Origin of the sequence: Streptomyces sp. TLI_55 (genome assembly GCF_900206255.1) — a bacterium.
GTDB classification, from domain to species: Bacteria; Actinomycetota; Actinomycetes; order Streptomycetales; family Streptomycetaceae; genus Streptomyces; species Streptomyces aquilus.
This window is the reverse complement of sequence record NZ_OAOJ01000001.1, coordinates 9,119,397-9,131,141: the sequence shown is the minus strand read 5'-3', so window position 1 is coordinate 9,131,141 and position 11,745 is coordinate 9,119,397. Positions and strand designations below refer to the sequence as shown.

Genomic DNA, 11,745 nt, shown 5'->3' with positions numbered 1-11,745 from the left:
CCGGCCCTGCTCGTCGGCACAACATCAAGCCCCACTCACTCCGTCGCAGGACAGATGAAGCACCGCCACGTCGTCCCGTAGCCCACCGAACGGAGCGGCCAGCAGCGACACACCGCGTACCAGGGCGTCGACGAACGTCTGCGCCTCCAGATGCGCGAGCCGACCGGCCAGCCTCAGCAAGCCCTCCTCCCCGAGCCGTCCGCCGGCCGTACGACCTTCGTAGAGTCCGTCGGTGAACAGCACGATGCCGTCCCCGTCCGGCAGCGCCATCTCGCTCTCACGCCAGTCCCCTTGCCCGGGGAACAGTCCCAGCGGCAGACCTGGCGGCGGCTCCACCCACCGGACCTGTCCCCGGTGGCGGTGCAGAAAGCCCGGATGGCCGGCGGTGACCGTCCGCAGCGTGCGGTGGTGGGGCGACAGGACCAGGGACACCACGGTCGCGTAGGTCTCCTCCTCCCCTCGCTCCTCGGTCAGGATGCGTTCGAGCAGACGGAGTTGTTCCAGCTGGCTCTGCCCGCACAGCACGGCCGTGCGCCATGCCAGACGCAGATGGACACCGAGGGCGGCCGCGGCGGCACCGTGCCCGGAGACATCGCCCATGATCACGTGGGCACTGCCGTCGTCGCCGCGCACCACATCGCAGAAGTCACCGCCCAGCAACGTGTGCGCGCGTTCCGGCGCGTAGTGGAAGGCGGTCGTGAAGCCGTCCGCCCGCAACGTCAGGTCGGGCAAAAGGCCCCGTTCCAGCACTGCGTTGTCCCGCGCGATCTCCTCGCCCGCCACGGTGCGCCCCGCGACGGCACGTTGCAGAGCGACCCGGATCTTCCGGCAGAACTCGTCGGGAGCGCTGCGACTGTGATCGACCCGGCCCTGCACCGAGCCGGCGACGGAGCGGAAGGCATGGGACGTATGCGGGCCCTCGAGAACGAGCACGGCCGCGTCGGGGGCGTGGCGGCGGACCCGGGTGACGACGTCGGCCAAGGTCCGTCCGGCCGGTGTACTGCCCACCAGAACGCACAGCAGGCCGTGGATGCCGGCCGTGCGGCATCCTTCCTCGACGCTCATGTGCCAGACCAGCGCATCGGCCGGCCGGTGCGGTAGCAGCCGCCGGACGCGGACCGCGTCCTGTTCGTCCTGGGACAGCAGAACCACCCGGAAGTCGCGGGAGAAGGAGGAATCCCCACGGGGACGGGCCTCGCGAGCCCGATGTCCTCCACAGCGCTCGGCGGCCGGAACGTCCGGCCGCGGAATGGGGATGCTCATGTGTGGTCTTTCGTGCGGCGAGTGGCGATGGCGGCTCCACGCACGAGTGTCGGTGGCTCGCGGAACGCGCACCCTTTTTCTCCTGCCTGGCCCGATCTGTTCGCTGATGAGACAGGGACGCACACGTATCTGTGACACCAAGATCCCCACCCGCGAGGCGGGGGACGGCAGTTGAAGAGGGGCGGCTGCGACGGCCCGATTCGCTGTCACGAACCGGGGCGCTGTCCGGTCAATGAAGAAAGAGCGGAACTCCTCACGGAGCCCCACCGCACCTGGTGCCCGTGGAACCCGGCTGTCACAACCGCGCCGCCTGTCCGGTCAGTACGGGGATGGGTGTCCGACACGATCCGAGGAGGACCGGGATGATGTCCCAAGACGTTGATCTTCAGGCGGACCCCGCCACCGTCGCGGCGGGGCTGACGGCCGAGGCGACCGCTCTCGAAGGGCGGCTGCGCCAACTCCGTGAGGCCGTGCATGTCGTGGATACACGTATCGCGTCGATCGCCGAGTCCCTCCAGACCCTGCGCGGCACCTCGACTGCACACGGCGGAGGTGAGCGTCGCTCCGGATCCCCGGGCGACGCCCTCCCTCACGGTTGAACACCGCACGAGCCTCTCAGCCCCGCGCCGGCACCTCCTGAAGCACCCATTCGTTGCCGTCCGGGTCGCTGAACTCGGCGTAGGAGTGATAGTCACGACGCTGCGGGTCGGGTCCCTCGACCCGCTTCACATCGGTGCTGCGGTGGAACACACCGCTCGTGTCATGGAAGACTCCGCCGGTCACCACGCCCCTTGCGTGGAGTTCCCGGCAGGCCCGCTCGATGTCGGAGACGACGAGGTGCAGGCCCCGCACCGAGCCCGGGGCAGCCGTGGTGACTCCGGTCCCGAACAGGATCGAGCACGCCGACCCCGGGGGCGTCATGTGCACCACGCGATAGGAGGCGTCGACGGCGTGGTCGGCATCGAGCCGGAACCCGACGGCCTCGTAGAACGACTTCGCCCGGTCGACGTCCGAGACGGGCAGTACCAGGACGGCCAGCTTGAGCTGCATGGCGTCGGCGCTCTCGCCGGCGGGCAGCCTGCCCGCCTCGGCTGACGAGCCCTCGCCGTCAGCTCCGCCGGCGGCCCGCGTGGCGTCCTCCACCTCCTCGATCTCCACCTGGTACCGGTGGATCCCGGTCCGCGGACCGTTGGCCACGACGGTCCAGCCCTCCACCACACGCCACATCGCGTCGGTGCCTTGCAGGTACGCACCGTCCGGCGCGGCGGCGGCCCGCAGTTCGGCATCGAGTGCCGCGTGCCGTTCGTGCGGCACGCGGAGTTCCAGGGTGAAGCGGCGCGGTGGTCGTGTGCCGTGCGCGGCTTCCGCCGCGGGCACTGGTACGGCGGCTATCTCGCGGATCCCGCCGAGCAGGGTGACATGCAGTGTCGTCATACGACCGTCACCGGTTCCCTTCCGTGCCGGCCCTCGCGATCACGAGCGCTCCTCGTCGTTGACCCAACTCATCAGCTTGCGCAGTTCCTTGCCGGTGGTCTCCAGCAGGTGCTCGGAGTCCTGCCGCTTGTACTCGGCGTACTTCTTCAGACCGCCGTGGTACTCGGCCATCCAGTTCTCGGCGAAGGTGCCGTCCTGGATCTCGGCGAGGACCTTCTTCATCTCGGCCTTGGTGGCGTCGGTGATGATGCGCGGGCCGGTGACGTAGTCGCCCCACTCGGCGGTCTCGGAGATCGACCAGCGCATCTTCTCCAGGCCGCCCTCGTACATGAGGTCGACGATCAGCTTCAGCTCGTGCAGGCACTCGAAGTAGGCGATCTCCGGCTGGTAGCCCGCCTCGGTCAGCGTCTCGAAGCCCGCCTTGACCAGCGCCGACACGCCACCGGCGAGCACCGCCTGCTCACCGAACAGGTCGGTCTCGGTCTCCTCGGTGAAGGTCGTCCTGATGACGCCCGCGCGGGTGCCACCGATGCCCTTGGCGTACGACAGGGCCAGCGGGAGGGCGCTTCCTGTGGCGTCCTGCTCCACGGCCACCAGACACGGAACGCCGCGACCCTCCTCGTACTGACGACGCACGAGGTGGCCCGGCCCCTTGGGGGCGACCATGCACACGTCCACCCCGGCCGGCGGTTTGATGAAGCCGAACCGGATGTTGAATCCATGCCCGAAGAACAGCGCGTCGCCGTCCTGCAGGTTCGGGGCGATGTGCTCCTCGTAGATCTCGCCCTGGACCGGGTCCGGGACCAGGATCATGATCACGTCGGCCTCGGCGGCGGCCTCCGCCACCGTCACCCCGCGCAGGCCCTGCTCCTCGGCTTTCGTCCGGGACTTGGACCCCTTGTGCAGTCCCACGCGCACGTCCACACCCGAATCGCGCAGCGACAGCGCGTGGGCATGGCCCTGGCTGCCGTAACCGATGACCGCGACCTTGCGGCCCTGGATGGTGGACAGGTCGGCGTCGGTGTCATAGAACAGCTCGGCCATGGCAATCCCCTCGCTTGTAGCCGCCCGCGTCGAACCGCGGGGCGAAACACCCGCCGTCGAGCGACAGTCGAAACACTATCTCATCCAATGTTGTCACAGTGTTTTCCAACACCGCGTTGCCACCACCCACGTCGCGTCGGCGAGCAGGCGAGGGCGAGGCCGATGTCCTGCGTCCGGGCCCGGACCGTCGTCGTCGCACCGCCCGCCTCCGGAACCGTGCGCAGCGCAACGCCGGCGCGGTGCAGCACGGCCGCCATCCGAGCGTCGTCGGGGTGGATCACGCCGTAGACCTCACGTACGCCCAACACGACGGCGAACCGGCCGAGTTCTCCCAGAAGCCGAGTGCCCAGCCCCCTGTTCTGCCAGCGGCCCCAAGCCTCGGCACACCGCCGGTCGGCTGCGGCCCAGTCATCAGACCGGGAGACACGGGTCGTTGTGACGGTGTGCCGGTGCCAGAGGGGCGCAGCCGCGTTTCCGTGGGGCTGTCACAGACGCCCCCGCCCCTCGGTCTTCTCTGCGAGAGCGGGTCGGGCCCGCGGGACCGCCCGGGACGCGTGGCTCTCACGCGTCCGCCCTCAGCGACTTCGAGAAAGGCGGTTCCATGCCGATCGGCTCAATGACCGTTCTGGACGCCGGCCCCTTCGACGGGGTGGACCCCGACGAATACGTCAGGGCGGCCATGCGGTGGCACTTCACTCCCGAGACGGGGTCCCGGTACTGGCTGGACCGGGTCGACCGGCTCGGTTTCGACCCTCGCCACGACGTCAAGGGCGTGGCGGACCTGGCGCTCTTTCCCGATCTCACGGACGAGCTGCGCGATGTGCGCGTGTCCGATCTCGTCCCCCGCGGCTACGGTCCGCAGGCCCGACCGCTGCACGTGTTCGAGAGCGGCGGCACGACCGGGGCGCCGAAGCGGGTCGTGCAGATGGACGACTGGGCGCGGCACGGCAGCGAGCACGTGACCCGCCGGCTCCGGGATCACGGACTGCCCGTCGGCGCACTGTGGCTGACTGTGGCGCCGACCGGCCCGCACCTCGTGGGTGATGTGCTGCAACGGGCCGCGGCGAGTCTCGGCAGCCCCGAGCTGGGGGTCGACATGGACCCCCGCTGGGTCAAGAAGCTCGTCGCCGCGGGCCGTCGCGACGAGGTCGACGCCTACACCGACCATCTCGTGGACCAGTGCCGGCGCATCCTGCTCGGCCAGGACATCGGTGTCATAGCGGCCACCACCCCCATGCTGGAGCGCTTCGCCCGGGACGGCGACCTCGTGGAGGTCATCAACGGCAGCGCCCGGGCGATCATCTGGGGCGGCACCCACATGGATCCCGACACCCGGGACCTGTTGCGGACCGAGGTGTTTCCCGACGTGCCGCTGATCGGCATGTACGGCAACACCATGATGCTCACCGCGCTTCTGGAGCGGGTCGGTCTCACGGCGTCGGAGCCGTGTGTGTTCGACCCGGTCTCGCCGTACGTCTTCCTGAGCGTCGTGGATCCCGACACCGGGCAACCGGTGGCGGAGGGCGAGCGGGGCCAGGTGGTGGTGAGCCACGTCAGCAAGTCCATGCTGATCCCCAACAACAGGGAGCGGGACACCGCTTTGCGGGTCCGCCCGGGCGAGGGCCACGCCGGGCACGCCGTCGCCGACGTCGCGCCGGTTCCCGCGGTCGAGGGTGAGACCGTCATCGAGGGTGTCTACTGATGGCCCCCGTACCGACCGCCGAGCCGCTGCACCTCGACGCCCTGGGCCCGCGAGGCACCTACCGCACACGTGTGCCGAGCACGGTGACCGACGTGTCCGGTGCCCCGATCGCACGGCTGAGTCTGGTTCCCCCGCTGTACGTGGCTCGGGCGATCGGTGCCCTGCGCCAAGCGCCGGCGATCGCCGCGGCCGACCTGGAGACCGTGTTCGCCACCGCCGGGGAGGCCTTCGCCGCGGGCACCGTGGGGGGCTTGAGCGTCCGGGAGTACGAACGTCTCGTCAGCCGAACCTCGGGCACACCGCTCGCCGTGGTGCGCGCCGCGACCCGGGGCACGGCGCACTTCGTACGGCACGCCGCCACGTCCGCCGACCGTGGCAGGCCACGCGGAGCCGCCCGCGACCTCAGCGACCCCGCCCTGCATCAGACGCACACGGTGTGGGCACGCCAGGGCGACGTGTTCGCCGTCAACGCGTCCGGCAACCACCCCGGTGTCCACCGTGCGTGGCTGGAAGCGCTGGCGCTGGGATACCGCGTAGCCGTACGCCCGTCCCGGCGCGAGCCCTTCACCCCCTACCGGCTCGTCGCGGCACTGCGTCAGGCGGGCCTCCGGGACGACCAGCTCATGCTGCTGCCCACCGACCACGCGACCGCCGACACGCTCGTCCACGGCGTGGACCGGGCCGTGGTCTACGGCGGTGACGAGGTGGTGGCCAAGTACGCGCACGACGCGCGGATCATGCCGCAGGGGCCGGGACGGTCGAAGATCCTCATCACCGCGGACACCGACTGGCGCGACCATCTGGACACCCTCGTCGCGTCCGTCGCCGGCGAGAGCGGCACCGCGTGCGTCAACGCCACCGCCATCCTCGTCGAGGGTGACCCGGCCCCACTGGCGGAAGCCCTCGCGGCGCGTCTGGCCGTCCTGCCCAGCCTTCCGCCGCAGGACGAGAGGGCCCGTCTGCCGGTGTGCCCGCGGGAGCGGGCCCGAGCCCTCAGCGCGTATCTGAAAACGGTGGCGGCCGGGACACACGCCTGGCTCGGCGGCGACGGCATCGCCGACGACCTCGGAGACGGCAGCGCCGTACTGCGCCCCGCCGTGCACCAGACCGCGAGCGCCCGAGCCCCTCAACTGCGCACCGAACTGCCCTTCCCCTGCGTGTGGATCGCCCCTTGGAGCCGCGCGGACGGCATGGCGCCGCTGCGCGACACGCTCGTGCTGTCGGCCCTGACCCGGGACCGGGACCTGTGGGAGGCCCTGTTCGCGGAGCCCAGCATCGCCAACGTGTACTTCGGCGATCAGCCGACCCACTGGATGGCGCCGGGTGTCCCCCACGACAGCTATCTCTCCGACTTCCTGATGCGGAGCAAGGCGGTGTACCAGGGCCCGTCCTGAACGCCGCTCGCCTCATCAGGGCGATCCAGCCCGCCTCTTGGCAGGGTGACGACCGTCGCTCCGGCCGTCCGGTGCGGTGGTCCGCGGTCACTCAGCGCATGACCACGGACCACCGCGCCTTCGCCGTGCCCGGGCGCGCGCCCTTTTCTCGTCCCGTACTCAGTGGGGCAGGACCAGCATCACGGCCGTCCCCAGCGCCATCGCCCCTTCGCCCACGTGCCGTGACGGCGTCGCCGCCGCGGCACGGCGCGCCGCGCTCACGGCCGAGCGCAGCGCGGGCATGGGGCGGGTCAGCGACCACAGCGCGTACGCCAGCAGACAGGACGCCAGCGACAGCGTGATCGCGGAGCCGTCGAGAGGGACACCGGCCCCCAGAGCGCCGGGCCCGGTGGGGCCGCCGGCCGCCCCGTGGTGGGCGTGTGCCGGACCGGTCCCGGTGTGCGGCACCCGCAGCATCCAGGCCATCGCGGCCATACCTGCCGCGTGCGGCAGCCGGTGGGTCATCACCGCCCTCCCCCCGGCCTCCCGGCGGCGGCCGACCGGCAGGAGAAACCACACCGCACCGGCGGTGAAGACACCGCCGACGACGGCAGCGGGCCCCGCGCGGACGTCGATCCAGGGCATCGCCGCCATGGACACGGCCATGGCGGCAGCCAGCAGCCGGTCCACCCGGGCGCGGACCCCCGTCCTTGGTGACCCGACGCCCCACGCCAGCCCGTGCAGGAGCACCGCCACGAACAGCAGCGTCAGCAGGCAGTGCACCAGGACGACGGGCCTACCCATGCCGGGTCCGTGCCCGCTCAGGCGGTGGGGCGCGGTGCCCGCAGGTGGGCGCGCTCCGCCAGTTCCTTCTCGTCGACCAGTTCCAGCATGGGCTTGCCGGGAGCACACATCATGGTCACCACGAACCGGGTCCGCGCGTCGGAAAGCGCGTTGCCGTCCTGGTAGTGGATGGCGTCGCCGCCGGGCTCCCAGAAGGTACCGCCCGCCTCCACCACGCGCTCGGGCTCGCCCTCGAGCTCGAAACGGACCGCTCCCTCGACGACGTAGCCGAAGGCGGGACCGGAGTGCCGGTGCGGGGGCGTGCCGGGGTCGCCGGGCTCCCACTCGACGAGAATGGTCATCGCCGACGCCCCCTCCGGGACGGTGAACGGTGCGGCGTCCTGGAGCACCTTGGCCGCCGTCATCCAGCCGGCCGTCCCTTCCTGGTCGCCGTGCCCGTGGTGGCCGTGGGCGGAGTGGTCGTGTGCTGTCATGTTGTCCGACACTGTGTTGCACCTTCCGTAGGCGTGAACATCGTTCGTCACTGGTGACCGGGGACCGGGCGCATGTGTGACAACCGGCCCCCTCACACCGCCCTTTCACGCATCGGCCCTCGTCTTCCACGGCCTGGATCGGGCGCGGACCCAGTGTGCGAATCCGGCGAATCTGGCGCGACGATTGCCACCGTGTGACCGGGGATCGCGAAAGAGATACCGTGAGCAGATGCGGCCCGCAGCGCGTAGCCTTGCCCCCTCGCGCGTAGCATGTAGGGCGCAAAGCCAGAAGGGACGACCCATGCGCGCCGGCGCCCACCCCGACACGTTCGACCGCGGTCTCGACGACTTCCTCTCGGCCAGACCCCGGTTGTTCGGCATCGCGTACCGCATCCTCGGCAGTGCCGTCGAGGCCGAGGACATCGTCCAGGACACCTGGCTGCGATGGCAGAACACGGACCGCGCGCAGATCCATGAACCGGCCGCCTTCCTCACCACGGTCACCACCCGGCTCGCGATCAACCTGGCCCAGTCCGCGCGGGTACGCCGGGAGTCCTACGTCGGGCCCTGGCTCCCCGAGCCGGTCGACACCACTCAGGACCCGCACCTGGGGGCTGAACGCGCCGAGGCGGTCGAGCTGGCGGTGCTGTTGCTGTTGGAGAAGCTCAACCCGATCGAACGCGCCGCCTACGTGCTGCGGGAGGCGTTCGACTACCCCTACCAGCGGGTCGCCGACATCCTGGAGACCAGCGACGCGAACGCCCGGCAGCTGGTCAGCCGGGCACGCAAGCACCTGGGTGCCGAGCGCAAGGAGCGCGTCAGCCCCGCGGCCCACCGGCGCCTGCTCGAAGGCTTCCTCTCCGCCGCACGCACGGGAGATCTCTCCACCCTGGAGGACCTGCTGGCCTCGGACGTCGTCAGCTACTCGGACGGCGGCGGCATCCGCGGCGCGTCCAGGATCCCCGTCATCGGCCGCGATCACGTCTCCCGTTACCTGGCTGCCTTCGCCCCGCGGTTCTGGCCGGACACCGAGACCCGGTTCGTCGAGGCCAACGGCAGGCCCGCCGTTCTCGTCACACAGGACAACGCCCCGCTGGCCCTGTTGTGCGTGGACGCGTCCGAGGCCGGCATCGAGCGCATCATGTGGGTGATGAACCCGGTCAAGCTGAACCCCTACGTACTGTCCCTGGGAGCCTGACCCGCATCCCATCACGCCCTCCCCGGGTGCCTGCCCCGTCGGTTCGCCGCACGCTCAGGGCCCGGTCCGCCGCGCCGGGCCGGGCGGTTCACGACGGGAACCACAGGTCGGCGTCGGCGGACTCCTCCTTGCGGGCCGCGAACCCGGACAGGCCGTTCTTGACGGCGTGCTGTGGGGGCAGGGCGGCGATGACGGGGTGATCGGCCCGTCCGGTGCCCTCCCTCGGCGGGTCGCGGAAGTACTCGGCGTTCACTGACCGGTACTGCGCCCACCGTGCCGGCAGGTCGTCCTCGTGGAAGACGGCCTCGACCGGGCAGACCGGCTCGCAGGCGTGGCAGTCCACGCACTCCCCGGGATGGATGTACAGCGTCCGCTCGCCCTCGTAGATGCAGTCGACCGGGCACTCGATCACACACGCCCGGTCCTTGACGTCGACGCACGGCTCCGCGATGACGTAGGTCACCGTCCCCACCTCCCCTCCCTATGCCGGCCGGCGGTTGCGGACCGCACGGCCTTCGTGCGCCCGGCCGGTGTGCGGTATGACCGGACCTGACGCCAGGGTGTGACACCGACGGGCGGGCCCGAGGCCGGGCGACGGTGTCACAAACGGTCACTCCACCTGGTCGTAGCAGGTGACCACCCCGAGCGATGGGAGCAATCGTGGTTGCCACCGAACAACGTCTTTCCACCACAGTGCTGGTGATCGGCACCGGCGGAGCGGGCCTGCGTGCGGCCATCGAGCTGGCGGAGGCCGGCGTCGATGTCCTCGCCGTCGGCAAGCGCCCCAAGGAGGACACCCACACCTCTCTCGCCGCCGGCGGGATCAATGCGGCACTTGCCACGATGGACCCCGAGGACACCTGGCAGCAGCACGCCGCCGACACCCTCAAGGAGAGCTACCTCCTCGGCGACCCCCGCACCGCCGAGATCGTCACCCGGGGAGCCGCCCTCGGCATCGACGACCTGGAGCGCTACGGCATGGCCTTCGCCCGGGAGGAGGACGGCCGGATCTCCCAGCGGTTCTTCGGCGCCCACAAGTTCCGCCGCACCGCCTTCGCGGGCGACTACACGGGCCTGGAGATCCAACGCACGCTCATCCGGCGCGCGAACCAGCTGGACATACCGGTGCTCGACAACGTCTACATCACCCGTCTCCTGGTCCACGACGGTGCCGTCTTCGGCGCCTACGGCTTCGGCCTCGGCGACGGCAGGCGCTACCTGGTGCACGCGGACGCCGTCATCCTCGCGGCCGGCGGCCACACCCGGATCTGGCGACGCACCTCCTCACGCCGCGACGAGAACACCGGCGACTCCTTCCGGCTGGCCGCGGAGGCCGGAGCCCGGCTGCGCGACCCGGAACTCGTCCAGTTCCACCCCTCCGGCATCATCGAGCCGGAGAACGCGGCCGGGACCCTGGTGAGCGAGGCGGCCCGCGGCGAGGGCGGCATCCTGCGCAACGCGCTGGGCGAACGGTACATGAACCGCTACGACCCCGTCCGCATGGAGCTGTCCACCCGCGACCGGGTCGCCCTCGCCTCCTACACCGAGATCAAGGAAGGCCGCGGCACACCCAACGGCGGGGTGTGGCTCGACGTCTCCCACCTGCCCCGCCAGACCATCATGAACCGGCTCCCCCGCGTCTACCAGACGCTGCTCGACCTGCAGATGCTGGACATCACCCGCGATCCCATCGAGGTCGCGCCCACCGCGCACTACTCGATGGGCGGGGTGTGGGTCCGCCCCGAGGACCACAGCACGGACGTGCGGGGCCTGTACGCCATCGGTGAGGCCTCCAGCGGACTGCACGGCGCCAACCGGCTCGGCGGCAACAGCCTCATCGAGCTGCTGGTGTACGGCCGTATCACCGGACAGGCGGCCGCCGCCTACTCGGAGTCCCTGACCGCGCAGCCGCGCTCGGCCGCAGCGGTGGCCCAGGCGCGGGCCGAGGTCGACGACCTGCTCGCCGCGGACGGACCCGAGAACGTGCGCGCCCTGCAACGCGCGATCCGCAACACCATGACCGAGCACGCGGGCGTGGTCCGTGACGAGGAGGGGCTGCGCACCGGGCTGGCGGAGCTGGACGCCATCGAGAAGCGCATGGAGAACGTCGGCGTCCATCCGGACATCGCGGGCTTCCAGGACCTCGCCCATGCCTTCGACCTCAAGTCGTCGGCACTGGCGGCGAGGGCCACCCTGGAGGCCGCGCTGGAGCGGCGCGAGACGCGCGGATGCCACAACCGCAGCGACTACCCCGCCATGGATCCCGCGCTGCAGGTGAACCTCGTCTGGTCCCCGACCGACGGCATCACCCGCGAACCCATCAGCCCCGTCCCCGCCGAGATCGCGGCCCTGATGGAGGACGTGTCGGCGGACGGAAAGCTCGTCGAATAGCAATACCTCGGTCCGGAGACGGTTTCCGGAATTCGAGAAAGGTGTCACGGCGCCGGTCGGCTC

The 11,745-nt window shown here is 70.8% G+C and carries 11 protein-coding genes; 5 read left to right on the top strand and 6 right to left on the bottom strand.

From position 1 onward, the window contains the following. Window positions 1–24: 24 nt before the first annotated feature. A complete protein-coding gene (locus CRP56_RS41700; RefSeq protein WP_097273174.1) occupies window positions 25–1,263 on the bottom strand; it encodes a PP2C family protein-serine/threonine phosphatase in 1,239 nt (412 codons plus the stop codon). Between the two features lie 362 nt (window positions 1,264–1,625). On the opposite strand from CRP56_RS41700, the gene CRP56_RS41695 reads away from it, so the two are divergent. Continuing rightward, window positions 1,626–1,862, top strand: a complete 237-nt coding sequence (locus CRP56_RS41695) for a hypothetical protein (RefSeq protein ID WP_097273172.1) — start codon at window positions 1,626–1,628, stop codon at window positions 1,860–1,862. Window positions 1,863–1,878: 16 nt separating this feature from the next. Here CRP56_RS41695 and CRP56_RS41690 read toward each other — a convergent pair whose 3' ends face one another. Continuing rightward, window positions 1,879–2,313, bottom strand: a complete 435-nt coding sequence (locus CRP56_RS41690) for a VOC family protein (protein ID WP_097275024.1) — start codon at window positions 2,311–2,313, stop codon at window positions 1,879–1,881. Between the two features lie 423 nt (window positions 2,314–2,736). Then, window positions 2,737–3,741 carry a ketol-acid reductoisomerase gene (ilvC, locus tag CRP56_RS41685; RefSeq protein ID WP_097273170.1) on the bottom strand — a complete coding sequence of 335 codons (1,005 nt, stop codon included), beginning with the start codon at window positions 3,739–3,741 and terminating at the stop codon, window positions 2,737–2,739. A 601-nt stretch (window positions 3,742–4,342) separates the two neighbouring features. On the opposite strand from ilvC, the gene CRP56_RS41680 reads away from it, so the two are divergent. Both CRP56_RS41680 and CRP56_RS41675 read left to right on the top strand, forming a co-directional pair. After that, window positions 4,343–5,443, top strand: coding sequence for an AMP-binding protein (locus CRP56_RS41680; RefSeq protein ID WP_097273168.1), 1,101 nt, complete (start codon window positions 4,343–4,345; stop codon window positions 5,441–5,443). Beyond that, on the top strand, window positions 5,443–6,837 hold the full coding sequence (locus tag CRP56_RS41675; protein WP_097273166.1) for an aldehyde dehydrogenase family protein: 1,395 nt from the start codon (window positions 5,443–5,445) through the stop codon (window positions 6,835–6,837). The genes CRP56_RS41680 and CRP56_RS41675 overlap by 1 nt, the downstream gene beginning before the upstream one ends. 159 nt (window positions 6,838–6,996) lie before the next feature. Here CRP56_RS41675 and CRP56_RS41670 read toward each other — a convergent pair whose 3' ends face one another. Next, window positions 6,997–7,620, bottom strand: a complete 624-nt coding sequence (locus CRP56_RS41670; RefSeq protein WP_097273164.1) for a DUF5134 domain-containing protein — start codon at window positions 7,618–7,620, stop codon at window positions 6,997–6,999. A gap of 17 nt (window positions 7,621–7,637) precedes the next feature. Continuing rightward, window positions 7,638–8,024 carry a cupin domain-containing protein gene (locus CRP56_RS41665; RefSeq protein WP_234375065.1) on the bottom strand — a complete coding sequence of 129 codons (387 nt, stop codon included), beginning with the start codon at window positions 8,022–8,024 and terminating at the stop codon, window positions 7,638–7,640. A gap of 370 nt (window positions 8,025–8,394) precedes the next feature. On the opposite strand from CRP56_RS41665, the gene CRP56_RS41660 reads away from it, so the two are divergent. After that, on the top strand, window positions 8,395–9,291 hold the full coding sequence (locus CRP56_RS41660) for an RNA polymerase sigma-70 factor (RefSeq protein WP_097273162.1): 897 nt from the start codon (window positions 8,395–8,397) through the stop codon (window positions 9,289–9,291). 88 nt (window positions 9,292–9,379) lie between these two features. On the opposite strand, the gene fdxA is transcribed toward CRP56_RS41660, so the two are convergent. Beyond that, the gene (fdxA, locus tag CRP56_RS41655) at window positions 9,380–9,754 is read right to left on the bottom strand and encodes a ferredoxin (protein WP_097275022.1); all 375 of its coding nucleotides are present in this window, start codon (window positions 9,752–9,754) and stop codon (window positions 9,380–9,382) included. Between the two features lie 197 nt (window positions 9,755–9,951). On the opposite strand from fdxA, the gene CRP56_RS41650 reads away from it, so the two are divergent. After that, entirely contained in the window at window positions 9,952–11,682 is a 1,731-nt protein-coding gene (locus CRP56_RS41650) for an L-aspartate oxidase (protein ID WP_097273160.1), read from the top strand. Window positions 11,683–11,745: the final 63 nt, after the last annotated feature.